This is a genomic window from Pseudoalteromonas sp. L1, assembly GCF_021728095.1.
Taxonomy (GTDB): Bacteria; Pseudomonadota; Gammaproteobacteria; order Enterobacterales; family Alteromonadaceae; genus Pseudoalteromonas.
The window spans coordinates 195,476-213,577 of sequence record NZ_JAKKCT010000003.1; the positions used below are offsets into that span (position 1 = coordinate 195,476).

The window sequence follows — 18,102 nt, forward strand, 5'->3', positions numbered from 1 at the left end:
CAGTACTTGCTTTATATTTATCAACTCCCCTCATTAACTCAGCTTTTGGGGTGTTAAAGCAATAAAATGCCAAATAGTTGGCATTAATGATCAGTTGGAGAATACCTGTGATGAAGCCTTCATTACTTTCTTTAAATTTAGGCCTTTTAACCTTGCTCGCCAGTGTGCATGCTACTGGTGCCATGCGTGAGTATGCAGCAACTGCCGATACCTCAAACTGGCAAATGGTTAAAACGTCGCGTCTTGAATGCCAACTAAATCATGAAGTTCCCTATTATGGCGAAGCCATTTTCAGTACAGCTGCCAGTAAAAATAAAGATGTAAATTTTAATCTTGATATGGTGGTACGCCCAGATAATTATAGTATTGCAGGTTTAAAAGCGGTTCCGCCTCGTTGGCGAGCAGGATTGCCCGCCCGCGATATTGCAAATATGAAGCTGTTGCGTAAGTTTGATGGCGAGCTCGGAAATAAAACAGCATGGGAAATGCTTACAGAGCTTGAAAAAGGCTACCAACCTACCTTTTACTACCAAGATTGGCAAAATACTGCCGACAAAATTGCCGTTGGCCTATCAAGTGTTAACTTTAAGCAAGCTTATTGGGCGTTTTTACAATGCCGCGATTCTATGTTGCCATACAGCTTTGAAGATATTTCGTTCACGGTTATGAACTACGAACCAAATACCAGTAAGCTAACTAAAGCCTCACAAAAACGATTAGAGAAAATTGCCGAGTACCTAAAACACGATACTGGCATTGCTTCTATTTCAATTTCATCATACACAGACAGTTACGGCGGTCGTTGGAACAACCTTGAGCTGTCTAAAAAGCGTGCCAAAGCGATTAAAGAGTACATTGTTGCTTTGGGTATCGATGAAAGCAAAGTCGATACCGAGGGCTATGGCGAAAAACGGCATGTTGCGAGCAATGACAACATTTTAGACCGTAATAAAAACCGTCGTTTAGTTATTCAAATCGCAAAAATGTGATAGCCATTATTCGGCTATCACTCCCCTACCCCAAGCCTACTGGCTTTACACGCTTAATGCGTTTTAGCCACTTATCTCCAAATTGAAAACAAGCAAGGCTCAACATAATAATGGTTGCACCGACAATAAGTGCGTGATCTATTGTTTCATTATTAAGTATTCCACCAATGGCAATTGCAAAGCTAGGCGTTATAAGGGTGGTTAGTGCCACCGTACTAGCGTTTAACTTTTGCAATACATGAAAATAAGCTAATGCGCCAATGAGCGACCCAAAGACACCCAAATAAATAATTGAATACAACGATTTTGCGCTCCACATATGGCTATTAAACTGCCCATCAACAACTAACCATGTAATAAAAAACAAAGGGGTTACAAAAACTAAAGCACCAAACGTTGTCGCCATCGGATGAATCGCTATTTTAACCCGCTTGATCATTACACCACTCAAGCTAAAAAAGCATACCGCCATAAAAACATATAACAGACCACTTAACTGCTCTACGCCCCCCTGAATATGACGCTGACTGACTAAAAACAGCCCTATTAATGCACACCCTAAGGAGGCGAGTTTTACGCCACTGAATTTAGGTTCGTTAAGGATTTTTTGGGCTAGTAGCCCAGATAAAATAGGCGCCAAACCAAACATCAAAGATATTAACCCAGACGGAACAGTTTTAGCTGCCATGTAACTAAGTAGCATACCGCCAAAAATACCGATACTCGAATAGCCGTACAAAAATAACGCACGACGGTGCCAAGGCACACGAATATTAGCCACGGCAACCACGAAAGCAGCCAGCACTAACCCCACCAGCATACGTAATAGTACTGCTAAGGTAGGAGCAACAGTTTCACTACTCCAAACAATACCTAATGGGGTTGTAGACCAAATAACCACCATGAAAAAATATGAGGCTTTTACAGGCACACGCTTATTCCTTTAAGAGGCGAAAAAGCGGAAGAAAATTAGAGAGAATAACCAACCGCTTTGAACGCGGTTAGTAATATTTACTTTATTAACCGCAGAGCATAACTGACCACACGACTGACGTTAGCAGGCGCGAATTACAATTATTTGGTCGGTTATTTAGCTGCATCATAATTATCAAAAGTAAATTGAAGAACATTAAGAATCCGACTAAATGATGGTTTTGTCAATACGTGTTGATAAACTTTATCGAATAAAATTCAGCCACCAACTCACACTAGGTTTGCACTTGTAAATCATAAGTTACATTTAATTTCTTTGATTTATAACAAAACTATTTAAGTTTTATGAAACAAGTTATATCTTGCTTGCCTCTCACGAAGTTTAAGGGGCAAGAAGTGCTTAAAAATAAAACAATCGGCAGCATGTTAATTGTTGCTGGCACCACCATAGGTGCAGGGATGCTGGCATTGCCCATCGCCTCCGCAGGGCTTGGTTTCACAACAGCGTTATCACTCATACTCATTACATGGGCTTTAATGACCTACACCGCACTACTTATGCTGGAGTTGCATCAGTATGCCGACAGAGACGCCACACTCAACACACTCGCAAAGTCTTGGCTGGGCAAGCGAGGACAGTGGGTGGCTAATTTTTCAGTTATGTTTTTATTCTATGCGTTATGTGCCGCGTATATCGCAGGAGGCGGTGCGCAACTACAAGAGAAACTCAACAATGGTCTATCAATGTCTTTAGCACCACAAGTTGGCTCGGTAGTATTAGCAATTGTGATTGGCACGGTTGTCACGCTTGGCACCAGTAAGGTCGATAAGCTTAATCGCGTGCTGTTTACCATCAAAGTATGTGTGTTAGCGAGCTTGTTTTATATGCTTACGCCTTATGTTCATGGTCAGCATTTACTCGAAATGCCGCTTGAGCAAGGCCTGATTCTATCTGCTATTCCTGTGGTGTTTACCTCATTTGGTTTTCATGGCTCTATTCCGTCTATTGTGAAATACGTGGGCTTAGATATTAAAACACTGCGTAAAGTAATGATTGCAGGTGCTGCTCTGCCCCTTGTTATTTATATTTTCTGGCAACTTTTAAGCCAAGGAATGATGAGTCAAAGTGATTTACTGCAAAGCCAGGGATTGCCTGGGTTTGTAAGTAGTGTTGCAAGCATTGCACACAGCCCTCACGTAGCGACGGCTGTTAACATTTTTGCAGACTTAGCACTGGCGACCTCTTTTCTTGGGGTAAGCTTAGGCCTATTTGATTTTTTTGCAGACACCTTCAAAAAAGGTGACGGCAGTAAAGATAGAATTAAAACCGCATTAATTACCTTTTTACCGCCTTTGGGGTTTGCCTTATTTTATCCTCAAGGTTTTATTATGGCGCTAGGCTATGCCGCCATTGCATTGGTGATCTTAGCCGTATTTTTACCTGTTGCTATGGTTTATAAACAACGCCGCAGTCACTCTAATACGGGTTATCAAGTTAAGGGCGGAAATATAGGTTTAGTATTAGCTGCATTATTTGGTGTATTGATTATCAGTGCTCAAGGCGCGCAAATGGCGGGACTTATTCCAGCTATTGGTTAAACAAGCCAATTTCAACTAAAAGCACCCGAGGGTGCTTTTTTACTGTATGTTGTAAACCATGAAACGAGCTAAAACACCATGGCCTTACCACGACCAGATGCTTCAGAGGCAGCATCTAGCTTACCTTCTGTGTTAATAATGACATGCATATCACCAAAGCGACGTTCATTGAGTGTATAGCCCATTTTCTCAAGCGCTTTTACTACACTTGGCTCAAAACCGCTATGATGCCTAATCACATTCTTTGGCCATAATTGATGATGGAATCGTGGGCTATTTACGACTTGCTCTGCAGACATATTAAACTCAACAGCATTTAAAATAGACTCGTAAACTGAACTAATAATAGTTGTACCACCAGGAGAGCCCGTCACCATTTTTACTTTATTATCTTTTAATAGCATTGTTGGTGTCATTGAGCTTAGCATGCGTTTATGAGGCTGGATCTCGTTTGCTTCTCCGCCTAGAGCACCAAACACATTCATCACTCCAGGCTTGGCGCTAAAGTCGTCCATTTCGTCATTCAAGATAAACCCAGCCCCAGAGACAACGACTCCGCTACCAAAACTTAAATTTATTGTCGTAGTATTCGCAACCGCATTTCCCCACTTGTCCATAATAGAAAAATGCGTGGTTTGCTCACTTTCATGAAGCCCAGGTTTAATATTCTCGGTCGTGGAAATTGCATCAGGGCGAATGGTACTTGCACGTTTTGCAAGGTAACCATCGGCTAATAAAGCTGTTTTTGGTACATCATAAAAGTCTGGATCACCTAAGTACTCTGCACGGTCAGCAAACACACGTTTACCTACCTCAGAAAGTATGTGTACATAAGTGGTTGAGTTATGCGCAAGCGGCTCTTTAGGTTTGGCAAGGTCATACATTTTCAACCATTGCAAAATAGCAATACCACCAGAGCTTGGTGGCGGCGACGTTAATACTTCAAAGTCACGCCATTTGCCCTTTATAGGTGTGCGAGACTTTGCTTGATACGCTTTTAAATCTTGCTCGGTAATGATCCCGCCATGTTGCTTCATAAAGCTTGCAATAATTTTAGCCGTTTCCCCCTCATAAAAGCCGGCTTTACCTTGGTCACGAATGCGCTTTAAGGTTGCCGCTAATTCTGGTTGTTTAAAAAGCTTATCGGCTTTTGCATCAGCAAAATAATCAGCAAAATTAACCTTAACCGATTTTTTCGCCATGCGTGCAATATAGCGCTCGATACTCCCTGCAAGCTTTGGATGAACAATAAATCCGTCTTCAGCGAGCTTTAGTGCAGGCTCAACTAAAGCCCTCCATTCTAGCGTGCCATGCTTCTGGTGTGCTAACCACATACCCGCCACACTACCAGGAACGCCACTTGCGTGAATACCATACACAGACATGTTATCAATCACATTACCTTTTTCATCAAGATACATATCGCGATGAGCCCCTGCCGGTGCTGTTTCACGGTAGTCGATAAAGTCCCCTTTGCCTTCTTTTTGGATCAGCATAAAGCCGCCGCCGCCAATATTTCCTGCCTCTGGTAGAGTAACAGCTAGTACAAACTGAGCAGCAATGGCGGCATCTACGGCATTTCCCCCTTGCTCTAAAATGGTTCGTGCAGTTTCACTGCTGTAGCTGTCAGGCATGGCAACCGCTGCTTGTTTAGCAAACAACGATGTGTGAAAAAACAACACGGTAGCTACACATAACCCAGCCGCATACTTAGTTAAATTTGGCATGACACTTCCTTTTTGATTTTATTTTAAGCATTAATACATGCCAGAGCATGCAAATCAATGAGTTGCGCTCAAAGGCGCTAATTGCTCTTTTGAGCACGAATAAAGCACTGCGGGTAACTCGCCATGCTCATCACTATGTTGGTATTCTTTTACAAAACTAAGGCCCAGTTTTTTCATTACGTTTATTGAACCTACGTTATCTTTTAATGCTGTTGCAGACAGGGATTTGACCTCTTTAAACTGGCTTACTGAGTGTGCAACAGCAAGTGCAGCTTCTGATGCGTAACCTTTGCCCCAGCTTATTTGTTTAAATCGCCAACCAATCTCTAGGTCACTATAATCAGGCTGTTCAAAAAAGCCCATGGGTCTCACTAGCACCCACCCTATAAACGTATTACTTTGAGTGATATTCACTTGCCACAACCCCCATCCTTTTTGTTCATTACGATAGGCATTCAAACGCGGAATAAATATGTCTTTAATTGATTGCAACGAAGAGGTCTTGCCTCGTGTTAAATACTTCATAACATCAGGGTCGTTATCAAGCTCATAAAGTAGCTGCGCATCATTTTCATCCATTAACCTAAAACTCAGACGCTCTGTTCTAGCTATGTTCATTTTTAATTGCTTATACTTATTTGAATGTTCATGAACCATTAGAGGAAAATATGAATAAATTAGCAAGCTTAGTTTTATTAGGTTGTGTAGCCTTAACAGGTTGCGAAGATGCCAACGAAGCTAAAAAGGATGCTGCCGAAGCAAAAGAAGAAGTAAAACAAGCACTAAACGATGCGTGGGATGAAGTAAAAGATACCACCAATGAGTTTAATGATGAATCTTTACAAGAGCTTTTGGAAGAAAGTAAAAAGATGGGCTTAAACATGTATGATGACGGTAAAGAAATTGCCATTGATGCATGGATTGAGAGCAAAGAAGCTGCTGGCGAGCTATCAGAAAAAACGAAGCAAAAAGCAAGAGAACTTGCTGAAGAGCTTAGAGAAGCACGTGAAAAACGTGAACAAGAAAGCAATAATTAATAGAAAAGGGTAAGCAACTGCTTACCCTTTTACTTTACTGGTTAGACTATAGTTCAAAGTCTTTTTTGAATTTAAGACCAAACTCACTACGGTCATTGCTACGCATCACACCGACAAAGCCCGATTGCTGCAATCGACCCACATCATAAACTTCATTCAATACGTTTTCGCCATACAAGGTTACTTCAAAGTCACCGTATGGGTTTAAGTAAGAAATATTGAAACCTACAAGTTCACGTGACTCAATGTGTTCGCTTTGATTAAACACAGATTGACCCTGCATATCGCTGCGATATGAGTAGTTCGCGTTAATAGCCAATGTGCCACCATTACTTAAATCCATGAAATAAGAAGGTGCAAGCATCACGGTCCATCGAGGAGTCAAAGCTGGAGAATCACCTTTACCGATCCCCATTACACCATCATCCACTTCTGTGATCTCTGAATCAAGGTAACCTATGGCACTGCGCAGAGTAAAATCGTCAGTGATGGCTATAGTTGTTTCTAGTTCTATACCCTGTGCTTTAGACTCACCAGCATTCTCAACAATCGTGACAAATCCGCCACCAGCTGTTGGATCTGAAAATGGTAGCGCTAAATCAGTGTAATCAGTTACAAATACAGCTAGCATCATTGAGATATTTTCGTGTACTTGTCCTTTTAGACCCACTTCATAGTTAATTGCTTTAGTTTCATCAAATGATACAAATTGATCTGGGCCGCCAAATGGACGAGGAGGAAAGCCGCCTGTTTGATAGCCTTTTTGAATTTGACCATACAAGTTCATGTCATTTGACAGTTGGTACGAGGCGTTGATATCCCATGTTACAGCATCAAAATCTGCGCTCACGAACTTACGTGATGGGAATGAAGGGAAAAGTGCATCAGCCTCTTTTTTATCTTTTGAATAACGAAGACCACCCCCTACTGTCAGCTCATTAGTCAGATCATAGCTTGCATTGATGTACGCTGCATACGAGTTTGTTTCTTGGTTAATATCAAAAAAGCCATAGTCGCCAAATGATGGAGTAACACCGTCATTTAATAACCCATTAGGCGTGTTAAATGGACTAAATACAAATGGACCAGAGCTGGTGAAGCCGTCTTCATTAAAGAAATATAAACCTGAAACGAAGTCCATATTGTCGAAACTACCATTCAACTGAATTTCAAATGAGTACTGATCTGCACCACCTTCTTCAGGAAACTCTGATAAGTTGAGTGCGACAGCGTCATCATCAAGGCCCCCTTCGTACTCTGACGTACGATAACTTGTAATAAACTTAGCGGTATAAGTATTGTTGATATCCCAATCAGCAATAAGTGACGTACCCCAACCGGAATAAGCCGTTGACTCGATACCTGCTACAGTCGTTGCCAAATCATCTGGATCGCTTGGTAGCATGTCTGCTGTCAATAACGGGAAATCGCCGTTAAATGGATCGCTTGCATCAAGCGGACTTGTAAGCTCAATAGTGTAAGGTGATTGGCCTGACTCGTTATCAACACCATCTAAAGAGAAAGTTAACGATAAGTCATTGCTAGCCTGCCACTTAAGTGCCATACGGCCACTTAACTCTTGCTCTTCGCCGATCTCTTTTTCTGGATTGGCAAGATTAATAGCTTCACCAACACCATCACGCTGTTTATATGACACACTTGCCGACATACTAAGCGTATCAGTTAAGCTGTTATTGAAATAAACATCACCTGCTAAACGACCGCGGCTACCTACTTTAGCTGTTGTTGTAACGATACCTTCATCACCTGGTTGCTTAGTAATAATGTTTACTGCGCCACCAAGTGTGTTGCGCCCATATAACGTACCTTGTGGGCCACGTAACACTTCAACACGATCAACATTAGGTAGTGATAGGTTTGAGCCCATTTGACGACCTAAATAAACACCATCGAGGTAAACACCGACACCAGGATCTGTGGTGATCACATGATCTTGCAAACCTATGCCACGGATAAATACAGATGCATGTGCAGCATTACCAACGCCATAACGCGTAATATTCAAATTTGGTACATACTTACCAATGTCTTCCAAATTACTCATATTCGCTTTATCAATTAGGTTTTCACCTATTGACGTAACCGCTGTTGGTGATTCAAAAATACTTTCGGTACGCTTGCGCGCTGTTACTTCTATTTTTTCAAAAGCATCTTGTTTAGCAGTGGTTTTTTCTTGCTCAGCAAACGCTGATGTAGATAAGGCTGCAAGTATCGCAACACTTATTTGTGAGAGATGACGTAATTTCATTAAAACTCCAAAGGATACCGTGTGTGTGTTTTTTGCCTGTGAAATTTAGGCATAAAAAAAGATGCTTAGCATTAAGCATCTTTCCTCTGGAAGGATATTATATGTCAGTTTTGTGAAAACATGTATAATTTTTTTAAATTTAATGAAAAAGTGTATAAAAAAACCTCTTTTTGTTTCATGTTCAGATGAAGCAACTAAACATAACGCATTAGAAAACTAAACTAAAATAAACGCTTATATGAATATCCCTCATGAATACTAATAAAACAAAACATCACCAAAATTAATAATAGAGTAATTGCTTAACAGTACAAGGTTTTAAGAGATCATTTGCAGGAATAAAAGGAATATTTTACCTCTTGATCCAGAAAAAAATTTATATTTTTATTACAAAAATAGTCAAAACAGCTAAACACCAGTACTTTTTAACTATCATAATGTCTCAATCTAATAGTTGAAAACCATTCATTAAAACTATATTTTTACGATAATTAATAATACTGGTGTGGATATGGATAATCTCGTTAATAGAAAAAACAACAAGCCTTACTCTGTGTGTTCTCTATCTTATTGTGTTGCTGATGAAAGTGAAACATTACTTATAAATTTTGATTCCCTTAATATACTTACAACACAAGAAATGATAGCTCAATTTATGAACGCACGGGGTTACACTAATCTTGTGATTTTTAATATTCCTTACGATGCAGATGTGACCTCTCTTAAAGAATGGCCAAAATTAAAAGGCTTATTTTACCAAGGTACTGAGGAGCATATTTTCAAGCAAGGCCTAGAAGCGATTGGAAAAGGAGATTTATGGTTTCCACGAACAGTGTCTGACACATGGATGAGGGAATTACTTGCCTCTGAAGAAAAAACAACTTTGCAATCTAATAACCTCACCTTTAAGGAGATTAAAGTTCTTAATTTACTTTGGAGTGGCGCAAGCTCCCCACAAATTGCAGATTCGCTGTTCATCAGTGAAGCAACTGTGCGTGTTCATTTACATAAAATCTATCAAAAGATAAATGTTAAAAATAAGCAAAAAGCTCTGCAATGGTGCGAAAAAAACTTAAGTAAATTCAGTAGTTCAGCGGACTAATTTGAAACCTAATTGTATCGGAATAATGCCCTGCAGCTTGGTTCTGAAACTGAGCCAATTTTATTTTTAGAGGTAATAAGAAAACAGTTTGATCCGAAAACGAAAATGTTTTTACTGAGCGCTGTTTAAGATCGATATTTCTTTCATTCATTATCAATGAATAGTCAATCTTAAAGCGACTTTGATAGAGAGTGTGTATTAACTTCCCCTTATTCTCGGAATCAACTTTTATAGCGACATCTGCGTTTGTAACCACTTTCAGTGTGGGTAACATCGTATATTCTTTATTCGCAATTAGCTCTCCAAGATTAACAACGTTGTGTGAACTACTGAAACCTAACAATGACAAGGACACATTGGCAGGTATGTTCACATCAACGTTAAGTTCATAATCATCCAACACCTCATAATTTTCATTCATTAACTGTAATGTTAGCCGGTCACGATACTGACCTGCCTTGACGGGTGTACCAGCCGCTATACTAAGCGCAAAGCTACTTTGACCGTCTTCTACGGCTAATCTGCTTACTTGACCACTCAATAGCGAACTTGAAGAGGCAATATGATAAGGAATATGTTGATACTGCCCGATAAATTGGAAGTTATTTTCACTACTTAAAGCTACATAAAGTGTGCAATCATCAGTGGCTGCCGTATAAAGTGTGAGCTGTTTTTCAGCGTCCGTTCGTTGTAAGGAATGATACCCAGAGAGGTTATCAACACCTTGCTGAATACTTTCTATTGTCGCATCACATGTTGCCCAACTGCATAAGGGCATAACATAGAAAATTAGTATCACTTTTTTAGCTAAACGCATTTTACTGAACATAAATAACTCCTTTTCTTTGTAATTGTTGACCCTTTATAACGTCGATTAAAAGCGCTTTGTGAGTGACGCTTTTCAAAGAAATCTGGTACTGACAAGGTTTAAGACCTGTTAAAGCAAAACGTCCGCTTTTACTGGTAAAGAATGTAAGAGGCTCCGCCGCTTCTTCATCAATACATTTTGCAGTACCCACTTGTAATGCCAAAGGCTCGTTTTCAGTTGTTTTCAGCGTTGCAATGATAGAAATATTTGCATCGGTGCCAACGGTCACAACATGGCCGCTCTTGTATGAAGGGTAAAATGTGATTGCACCCGCCCCAATATCATAACCAGGCGCTAAATCATCGACATCAAGTGTCACTGTGGAATTATCGTAAGCGTTGATATCACTGAGTAATATTGTATTAAAGTCAGCATTACTTGCTCTGTATTGCGATTCTGTTCTACCTAAACTGATCTTTTTGCCGGATAAACTACTATGAGCAGATACTAAGGCAAAACTATCTTCAATTGGCTTTCCAACAGTCCAACTTGTATTTGCAAATGCAAGACTTGCAGCACCACTTAAGCGGCTTTGATGATAGGCTGTACGCGAGTTTAACTGTTTGTAATAAGTTCCGTGATCAAAACTTGCTAGAAAACGGTTAGCATTATATTGGGTATTTAGATCAAAAATAGCTTCGTTTAGCTCATTCCTTTCAAGTCCAGATCGAACGCTCAATGCTCCTACATATCGTTGATTACCATCTTGATTAAACTCAAAGCGGGTCTTATCACGTTTAGATTGATGACTAAGCTTCACCCGTCGCGTATTTGAAAACTTATAAGTAATAGAGGCACTAAACCCCCATTGCGACTGTGCATTTATATCTTCCCACTGCCCTCCAAGTGAATAACGCCATTGATGGTTAAATAGCTCTGAAGAGAGCACAAGACCTGCTGATTTATCAAACTGTGCTTGATCATGGCGTCGTGAAAACGTGGAGTACAAGGATGTTTGCATTCTCGTTTCGGACACAATATTGAGGTTAGCTTGAATAAAATGTTCTCTTTGGCTTAACCCGTCACTTTGTAATCCAGAAAAACTTTGCCTACGATAATCTCGATTTGTGTATTCATAGCCCAATGTAAAGTCTATGCCATTATATGATGGGTCATTAAACGTGCTATAAACTAGGCGATAGGCATAACCATTGCTATCATTTAAACTCAATGTATTTTCAAAAGCTAATTGACCTAGTGGTGTGGCATAGATTTGTTTTAAACCAACTTGCTGAGCATCTTCATTTCCTTGTGCCGACATACCTATAGTCCAACTTGGTGTTACACCATAATCTAAATACGAAGACAGTAGTGGTTTTTCCCAAGCATAAGTTAATTTATCTCGTAATGAGCTTGGAAAACCTAAATGGATCTCATATTCCAGCTGCCCTTGTGCAAACAAATCTAGACCTGTGGTCACTGTAAAATTAACCAATCGAACCACACCTGCGCTATCCGTTATTCGCAGCACAATATTGTTATTACCTTCGTCAAGCGGGATATCGTTCAATGAGTAAATACCTGCTGCTAAATTCAAACGTTGTACTAAACGATCATCAACAAGCACCTCAACTGATGAGGGAGACTCAAGCGTAAAGCTTTGTGATGCACTTGGACGAATCGGCCGGTCAGAAACAAGAGAGAAATCATGAGCAAGCGATAGCCCTAGCATTCTAGTAGTTGATTGAAAATAACTTCCAGAACTATAGTTATCACCAACAGAAACGCGCATCCCTTGCTCAGGTAAATCATGTATCAAACGTGTCCCAAGACGTTTAAAGGTACTTTTTTTATCATTTGACTCATATTCGGCTTCGTTCTCTAATACCCAACTGTGGAAGTTTATAACTCCTTCGGGTCTTACAGTCAGTTGCCTTTGCGTTAAATCTCGTTCTTTATCTAGTTGATACAAATAGCTAGAGCGTAGATTTAAATAGCCGCTCACGGAGGCTGGTTTTGTGGGTTTTAAGCCTTGACGGTACGATATAACACTTAGACTTTTAGGCTTTGTCATTGAAAGTGGCACAGTTATATCTAAACTAAAATCGAGCATAGAGAACGTTACTTCAATGCCTATCTTTTCTAACTTATCAACATCAATAAGCTGTTGTGAGTTAGCTTGCTTGGCAATATTTTCTAGGCTTTGCGCGAATAAAATTGGCGCAAAATGCGGCTCAATCTCAGGCCACTTCAGCACTAATTTATCCTTTGGTGTAACAATCAAAGTAATGCTGCCAATCGTGTTTTTATTAATCCGTGTATCAACCGTTAATTCAATAGGCTCTGATGTAGGATTGATCTGCCCATATATAGGTGCAGCCAAAACGAAGAAAACAAAGCAAATATAGGCACGCATGTTACTTTTTCAAAATGACTGTAGGAGAAGTTAAATCAACATGTCCTTCTTTTAATATTGGAATAGAAACATGAGAGATGGCAGAAGGCGCAAAGAAAACATCGTAGCCCAATGCTTTTAGTTGCTGTTTATCAAAAGTTAGTTGCGGCTTATCCTTGGAGCTAATAATTATTTCATACTCACTTAGACGTGAAGCCCCATCACCAAAATTACGAACATCAAAACTACATTGTTTTTCAAGACAGTTGATATTCTCAACAACTAAATTAGCCTCAAACGCTTGTTGATGTACGTGCACAATCATATTCACGTTTAATAACATTGTTAGCTGCGATACCTCGCTTGTTTGCCCAGACACAACTTGTTCAACCAAAGTAACTTGATATGTTTTATCTGTTTTAGGGGTATTACCGTTCCAGCGAAACTGAATGCGTTGCTGTTCATTTTTTGTAAGGTAAATCGTGGGTGGAAACACCCAGATCGGTGGCTCGTCAAGGTAATGGAATTGAGGCTGCTTCTTTGAAAAGTCAACCTCGTACACTTCTATTTCAAACGCTAAATCACGGTTTAACGTATTTCTTACCCTGCTATATGCTGGTTGCGAGCTCATCGTTGGATCTAAAGTAAGCACCATGGGGGTGACTTCTATAGCAAAACAAGATAGCGACATAAATAAATAAGCAACCAAACACCAGCGCATTAAAATAGCACCTCTAACTGACTATTTTGCGGTGAAAACTTAGCCGGTACTTCTATAGTTACCTCACGCTCAGAGTGTGGTAATAATAGCTTGCCGCTTAAGGCTTTACTGAGCTCTTCACCTTCTAATAAAAGCTGCTCTTCTTGATTTTTAAAAAGCCACTTTGCTTGGGAAAGGCGTATAAATTTGTCACCTTCATTTTCAAGTAATATTTTCCAAACACCCGCTTGTTCTAACTGCTTTTCTTTTACTAATAACTTAGCAGTTGCTTGTTCTGGTACGACATTAAACAGCGTTCTAAAACTTACCGACATACCAACACCAGATTGTTTAATTTCATTAATATCGACAGGAACTTGATCAACAGCTATACGATACGACTTTGATACTGATATAGCGGGATCACCAATATAGCGGACCAATACAGATTGTGTTTTTCCAGGCTGAACGATTGTCGTCATAGGAATAATCAAAAAATCTTCCTCGTTAAGCTTCAGCTCTTCATCGCCCGCCTTGTTGATTTCTAAATCAAACGCTGTGAGTTCAATAGTTAATGGTTCATTTGAATTATTCATAACCCTAATTCTTTGCTGTGAATTTGAACCTGAAGGCTTTAACTCAGCAACCATGGGCTGAACTTGGAATGCATAACTATGTAATGACCAAAAACAAGTCAAAAATATGATTAAAAAGCGCATATGATCTCCCATAAAAAAGAGCAGCATTAGCTGCTCTTTTTTTCATCAAGTTTAGTTAGCTGTAATAGCTAACATTAACGTATCAGCATAAGTACCAGAGAAAACTGGGTTTTGCGTAATAGTTAACTCGATTGTACCTGCAACACCGCCTGCAGCTAGAGCAAAAGAACCTGGCTGGCTTTGCTCAACGCTTTGGTCGTTGTGACCATTTTCAGCAACAAGTGTAAAAGAGAATGGGTTCGCATTTAATTCAGCTGTGTACCCTACCCCTTGGTCTTCGCGGTCTGCGTTTTGTAAGTGACCTTCGGCTGTCGTTAAAGACATTGTTGCGCCGTCAGCATCGTTACACTGCAAATCAAAGCCAATTGTTTTTGTTTGATCTTTTGCTAATGCAGGAAAATATGTTGTTGTGTTTACATTGCTAACTTCACAAATTGACTCAACTGCACCACCAACGTTTAGGTTTTCCGCTAAAGCAGTACCAGAAGTAAGAACAGCTATTGCTGAAAGTGTGATTAATTTTTTCATTAGTTTATTCCTTATCCATGTTATTTAAGCATTGTTTCTTAATGACTTACCAAATCCCACCTGAACTGGCGGCTGGTGTCATCTCTATACGCAAGATATCCTTATACTCACCTGCATATATTAGTGGCTCTGTTAACTCTAACTGTAAATTCATCGTTTTTTTAAACAAGATTTGGTCAATATTCAGAGTATGTGAATCAATAAGATTTCGCGCTAAGAATGATTCACTTAGCGATAGCCCTGCTACTGATAAGCTTACCCTGTACCCGTTGACTTTCCTGCCCTGTAAATGAAGTAATCCGCCATGCTCAGAATGCAATGACATCCTCATTGGTGAGTTACAGTTAATAACTAACTCAGTGCTAATCAAACCATTATGTGGAAATTGCAAATCATTTTCTTGCATTGTAAAACCGCACTTTGCTTTTATGTATCCTTCCAATGTTAAACTCACATCATCAGAGGCTACACTGTAAGAAGTGCTAAAAATGAAAAGAAATAACATGCATTTTTTCATCATTCACCCATATCCTTTGAGCAGGTTTGTTAACACGGAAGAAGTGTAAAGGAGTTTTTCTAGAAAGGTTGTTGCTATTTGCTTAGCTTATTTATGAGCTCCAAAAAAATAGACAGAGGCTGTTTATCAATACAGGCTAAACAAACGCTAATTTCATACTCACAGAGGCTAAGCCCAACACCTTATTCAGTTAACATTCAGCTTAAAATTCAGGTAATATTCAGCTTCTTCTATTAGAAATAAGGCTATAAATAGGCTTTAAACAAATACCACGACAAATCAGTTAGTTTGTATAAACAAAAATAAACTTCATAACAATTAATGACTGTATCTAAGCCTGTTTACAAGCAAAAATTTCACTCTTATTGCTTTGTTTTGAGGCGTTGAACTTGCATTAATACATCTTCTGCCTTTGCGCCTAAGTAGACATAGACCGCCAATGCTAATAATAAACCGACAACTGCGAACATCATTAGAACCGCAGGTATTACGTACTCAACTTGTCCTAGAGCAGCCTTAAACATAGTAAGTAATGCCTCTATTGAGACTGCAATCAAAATCGTTGAGATAAACCGTGTGATTGTTCGTCTGGTTGAGCTGTGGCGAAAAATATCTTTATGCATGAGGATCTCTTCCTCCAAAATAGTTTTCCCCAAATCAAAAATAGCTAAAGCCAAGGTGACAAAGATAATGATAGTGAAAGGCTGAATTGGATCTGATTGACCTTGTTTTCCTAGCAAAAGAGAAAACATTCCATCAAACACCTTAAAGAGTAAGTAAATTACCAGGCAGAATAGACAACTAACAATTAACCCATAACCGGCTTTAAAATAAGGCGTCATATTTGCGCGCTGTATATCCCCTAAGATGAACTCAATCAATTCAGTTAGGCACACATCTACAACTAGATAGTGGTTATCTTGATTATCTGTTTGTATTAACTTCACGGCCGATATGCACAAATGTTTCGTAGCAGTTGAAATATATGGCGAGGTAAAATGTGCATCTTCGTTGCTACTTGCAAGCAAAAAATAAGGGCGTGTACTCAAGTCTTGCCCCGCACCTTTATGTGCTAATTCCCTATAATACTGCCGCTTGAAACAGACATTATGACCTTGTTGTATCCCTTGCTCATTTAAGCAATATTGTAATTCTAAAAATGGATATTGCTCTACTAGCTGCTGATAATTTTGTTGATTTTTAAGTGATGTTTGAATACTCGCTAAAATAGACAGCAACAAATCATGAATCAGATGTTGATGTTCTTCATATCGCTCTATCGCACTTAAATAACTCATTCTCGCCATGCTCTAAACTCACCTATAAAGTAATAACAGGTAATACAAGCAAGGAAAGCTCCAAGATTAATTTTATTTATTTTTCAGAATATTAGAAATATGAGAAAGGCTTTTTCTAAAGTAAAAGCACCAGACTAGTGCAAAGAGGAGAGAAAATGAAAAAAGCCGTTACTGTTAAGTAACGGCTTTTCAAATTTGGTGCGGATGGGGGGACTTGAACCCCCACGGCCTAAGCCACCACCCCCTCAAGATGGCGTGTCTACCAATTCCACCACATCCGCATACAATTTTTGTATGTTGTTAAGCGTTATTATTACTTGAGGAAAGTAACTGCTTAACCTAATTTAGCAACGCTAATTAGTTTGGTACGTCAGAGCTTTTCTCTTCAGTAACAGGCACATCATCTTCTGCTGGCGTTACTGTTTCAACAGCTGGCGCAGCTTCTAGATTTTCCCATTCGTCAGTCTTTTTAATTTGACCAGCTGTAAGGTTACCTAGAACAATACTTAACACAAAGAATACTGTGGCAAGAATTGTCGTTGTTTTAGTCATAAAGTTACCAGCACCAGATGAACCAAACACAGTGGCAGAAGCACCTGCACCAAATGATGAGCCCATGTCTGCGCCTTTACCTTGCTGGATTAAAACCATACCAACAAGTGCTAAAGCAACGATTAAATAAACTACTAATAAAATTTCGTACATCTTATACGGTCCCTTTTGCACTCTCACAGATTGCAGTGAATGAGTCTGCTTTTAGACTTGCGCCGCCAATTAGGCCGCCATCTATATCTGGTTGTGCAAATAATAATTCGCTATTTTTTTCATTCACGCTACCACCATATAAGATGGTTAGCTGCGCGGCTAAATCGCTATCCAGTGAAGCGACTTTTTCGCGGATAAATTTGTGCACAGCTTGAGCTTGCTCAGGTGAAGCAGTTTTACCTGTGCCAATGGCCCAAACGGGCTCGTATGCTACCACAGAATTCTTTAGTGCTGCTACACCTAATTTATCAATTACAGCATCAATTTGTGCTGCAACCACTAATTCGGTTTCATTTGCTTCGCGTTGTTGCTCACTTTCGCCAACACATAAGATAGGTGTTAAGCCTACTTCTTGCGCACGGGCGAATTTTTCTGCAACTGTTTGGTCTGACTCACCGTAAATACTTCGACGTTCTGAGTGACCAACTAATGTGTATGTGGCGCCTAAATCTTTTATAAGCTGCGCATCGACTTCACCCGTAAATGCACCTGCTTGATTCTCAGATACAGTCTGTGAGCCAACAAGCACATCACGTTGTAGCAAACTACTCATCAATGGGAATGGTGGAAAAACCACAATATCCAGTTCATCCGATTGAACGTTTTTAATTGCCTGAGATAACTGTTCAACGAGCTCTAATGAGCCGTTCATTTTCCAATTACCTGCAACCATTGGCTTACGTGTTGCCATAATTCCACTCCACATTAGAAAGCGG

The 18,102-nt window shown here is 39.7% G+C and carries 17 protein-coding genes and 1 tRNA gene; 4 read left to right on the forward strand and 14 right to left on the reverse strand.

Annotated features, from left to right (window positions below; all coding sequences use genetic code 11):
* The first annotated feature begins 110 nt into the window (after positions 1–110).
* On the forward strand, positions 111–989 hold the full coding sequence (locus L3V38_RS10985; protein ID WP_237115243.1) for an OmpA family protein: 879 nt from the start codon (positions 111–113) through the stop codon (positions 987–989).
* Between the two features lie 25 nt (positions 990–1,014).
* On the opposite strand, the gene L3V38_RS10990 is transcribed toward L3V38_RS10985, so the two are convergent.
* The gene (locus tag L3V38_RS10990; protein ID WP_237119423.1) at positions 1,015–1,920 is read right to left on the reverse strand and encodes a DMT family transporter; all 906 of its coding nucleotides are present in this window, start codon (positions 1,918–1,920) and stop codon (positions 1,015–1,017) included.
* A 398-nt stretch (positions 1,921–2,318) separates the two neighbouring features.
* Here L3V38_RS10990 and tyrP point away from each other — a divergent pair, with 398 nt between their 5' ends.
* Positions 2,319–3,521 (forward strand): tyrosine transporter TyrP, encoded by a 1,203-nt coding sequence (gene tyrP / locus L3V38_RS10995; protein WP_205989555.1) that lies wholly within the window; start codon positions 2,319–2,321, stop codon positions 3,519–3,521.
* Between the two features lie 68 nt (positions 3,522–3,589).
* Here tyrP and ggt read toward each other — a convergent pair whose 3' ends face one another.
* Both ggt and L3V38_RS11005 read right to left on the reverse strand, forming a co-directional pair.
* On the reverse strand, positions 3,590–5,248 hold the full coding sequence (gene ggt / locus L3V38_RS11000) for a gamma-glutamyltransferase (protein WP_237119424.1): 1,659 nt from the start codon (positions 5,246–5,248) through the stop codon (positions 3,590–3,592).
* A gap of 54 nt (positions 5,249–5,302) precedes the next feature.
* Entirely contained in the window at positions 5,303–5,866 is a 564-nt protein-coding gene (locus L3V38_RS11005) for a GNAT family N-acetyltransferase (RefSeq protein ID WP_237119425.1), read from the reverse strand.
* A gap of 50 nt (positions 5,867–5,916) precedes the next feature.
* On the opposite strand from L3V38_RS11005, the gene L3V38_RS11010 reads away from it, so the two are divergent.
* Entirely contained in the window at positions 5,917–6,285 is a 369-nt protein-coding gene (locus tag L3V38_RS11010) for a hypothetical protein (protein ID WP_062570582.1), read from the forward strand.
* 46 nt (positions 6,286–6,331) lie between these two features.
* On the opposite strand, the gene L3V38_RS11015 is transcribed toward L3V38_RS11010, so the two are convergent.
* Positions 6,332–8,554 (reverse strand): TonB-dependent receptor, encoded by a 2,223-nt coding sequence (locus L3V38_RS11015; RefSeq protein ID WP_237119426.1) that lies wholly within the window; start codon positions 8,552–8,554, stop codon positions 6,332–6,334.
* 511 nt (positions 8,555–9,065) lie between these two features.
* On the opposite strand from L3V38_RS11015, the gene L3V38_RS11020 reads away from it, so the two are divergent.
* Positions 9,066–9,656: a LuxR C-terminal-related transcriptional regulator gene (locus L3V38_RS11020; protein ID WP_130151296.1), complete on the forward strand. Its 591-nt coding sequence runs from the start codon at positions 9,066–9,068 to the stop codon at positions 9,654–9,656.
* Here the strand turns inward: L3V38_RS11020 and L3V38_RS11025 are convergent.
* The 10 genes from L3V38_RS11025 to tpiA all read right to left on the reverse strand — a co-directional run bounded on the left by L3V38_RS11025 (position 9,637) and on the right by tpiA (position 18,077).
* A complete protein-coding gene (locus tag L3V38_RS11025; RefSeq protein WP_237119427.1) occupies positions 9,637–10,485 on the reverse strand; it encodes a hypothetical protein in 849 nt (282 codons plus the stop codon). The genes L3V38_RS11020 and L3V38_RS11025 overlap by 20 nt on opposite strands.
* Positions 10,475–12,880 carry a fimbria/pilus outer membrane usher protein gene (locus L3V38_RS11030; protein WP_237119428.1) on the reverse strand — a complete coding sequence of 802 codons (2,406 nt, stop codon included), beginning with the start codon at positions 12,878–12,880 and terminating at the stop codon, positions 10,475–10,477. Before L3V38_RS11030 ends, L3V38_RS11025 begins: the two co-directional genes overlap by 11 nt.
* A 1-nt stretch (position 12,881) precedes the next feature.
* Positions 12,882–13,580 carry a hypothetical protein gene (locus L3V38_RS11035; protein WP_237119429.1) on the reverse strand — a complete coding sequence of 233 codons (699 nt, stop codon included), beginning with the start codon at positions 13,578–13,580 and terminating at the stop codon, positions 12,882–12,884.
* On the reverse strand, positions 13,580–14,278 hold the full coding sequence (locus tag L3V38_RS11040; RefSeq protein ID WP_237119430.1) for a fimbria/pilus periplasmic chaperone: 699 nt from the start codon (positions 14,276–14,278) through the stop codon (positions 13,580–13,582). The genes L3V38_RS11035 and L3V38_RS11040 overlap by 1 nt, the downstream gene beginning before the upstream one ends.
* A 51-nt stretch (positions 14,279–14,329) precedes the next feature.
* Complete coding sequence (locus tag L3V38_RS11045; protein ID WP_237119431.1) at positions 14,330–14,806, reverse strand: hypothetical protein; 477 nt, start codon at positions 14,804–14,806, stop codon at positions 14,330–14,332.
* Positions 14,807–14,852: 46 nt separating this feature from the next.
* Complete coding sequence (locus L3V38_RS11050) at positions 14,853–15,326, reverse strand: hypothetical protein (RefSeq protein WP_237119432.1); 474 nt, start codon at positions 15,324–15,326, stop codon at positions 14,853–14,855.
* A gap of 359 nt (positions 15,327–15,685) precedes the next feature.
* Positions 15,686–16,630 carry a general glycosylation pathway protein gene (locus L3V38_RS11055; protein ID WP_237119433.1) on the reverse strand — a complete coding sequence of 315 codons (945 nt, stop codon included), beginning with the start codon at positions 16,628–16,630 and terminating at the stop codon, positions 15,686–15,688.
* Between the two features lie 187 nt (positions 16,631–16,817).
* Positions 16,818–16,902, reverse strand: a tRNA-Leu gene (locus tag L3V38_RS11060).
* A gap of 76 nt (positions 16,903–16,978) precedes the next feature.
* Positions 16,979–17,326, reverse strand: coding sequence for a preprotein translocase subunit SecG (secG, locus tag L3V38_RS11065; protein ID WP_237119434.1), 348 nt, complete (start codon positions 17,324–17,326; stop codon positions 16,979–16,981).
* Position 17,327: 1 nt separating this feature from the next.
* Positions 17,328–18,077, reverse strand: coding sequence for a triose-phosphate isomerase (gene tpiA / locus L3V38_RS11070; RefSeq protein WP_237119435.1), 750 nt, complete (start codon positions 18,075–18,077; stop codon positions 17,328–17,330).
* Between the last annotated feature and the right edge of the window lie 25 nt (positions 18,078–18,102).

What these genes read in the sequence shown, in the direction of transcription:
- L3V38_RS11015 (WP_237119426.1), bottom strand. Translation starts at nt 8,554, where the DNA reads ATGAAATTACGTCATCTCTCACAAATAAGTGTTGCGATACTTGCAGCC.
- ggt (WP_237119424.1), bottom strand. Translation starts at nt 5,248, where the DNA reads ATGCCAAATTTAACTAAGTATGCGGCTGGGTTATGTGTAGCTACCGTG.
- L3V38_RS11030 (WP_237119428.1), bottom strand. Translation starts at nt 12,880, where the DNA reads ATGCGTGCCTATATTTGCTTTGTTTTCTTCGTTTTGGCTGCACCTATA.
- L3V38_RS11055 (WP_237119433.1), bottom strand. Translation starts at nt 16,630, where the DNA reads ATGGCGAGAATGAGTTATTTAAGTGCGATAGAGCGATATGAAGAACAT.
- L3V38_RS11045 (WP_237119431.1), bottom strand. Translation starts at nt 14,806, where the DNA reads ATGAAAAAATTAATCACACTTTCAGCAATAGCTGTTCTTACTTCTGGT.
- secG (WP_237119434.1), bottom strand. Translation starts at nt 17,326, where the DNA reads ATGTACGAAATTTTATTAGTAGTTTATTTAATCGTTGCTTTAGCACTT.
- L3V38_RS11035 (WP_237119429.1), bottom strand. Translation starts at nt 13,580, where the DNA reads ATGCGCTGGTGTTTGGTTGCTTATTTATTTATGTCGCTATCTTGTTTT.
- L3V38_RS11020 (WP_130151296.1), top strand. Translation starts at nt 9,066, where the DNA reads ATGGATAATCTCGTTAATAGAAAAAACAACAAGCCTTACTCTGTGTGT.
- L3V38_RS11040 (WP_237119430.1), bottom strand. Translation starts at nt 14,278, where the DNA reads ATGCGCTTTTTAATCATATTTTTGACTTGTTTTTGGTCATTACATAGT.
- L3V38_RS11005 (WP_237119425.1), bottom strand. Translation starts at nt 5,866, where the DNA reads ATGAACATAGCTAGAACAGAGCGTCTGAGTTTTAGGTTAATGGATGAA.
- tpiA (WP_237119435.1), bottom strand. Translation starts at nt 18,077, where the DNA reads ATGGCAACACGTAAGCCAATGGTTGCAGGTAATTGGAAAATGAACGGC.
- L3V38_RS11050 (WP_237119432.1), bottom strand. Translation starts at nt 15,326, where the DNA reads ATGATGAAAAAATGCATGTTATTTCTTTTCATTTTTAGCACTTCTTAC.
- L3V38_RS11025 (WP_237119427.1), bottom strand. Translation starts at nt 10,485, where the DNA reads ATGTTCAGTAAAATGCGTTTAGCTAAAAAAGTGATACTAATTTTCTAT.
- L3V38_RS10985 (WP_237115243.1), top strand. Translation starts at nt 111, where the DNA reads ATGAAGCCTTCATTACTTTCTTTAAATTTAGGCCTTTTAACCTTGCTC.
- L3V38_RS11010 (WP_062570582.1), top strand. Translation starts at nt 5,917, where the DNA reads ATGAATAAATTAGCAAGCTTAGTTTTATTAGGTTGTGTAGCCTTAACA.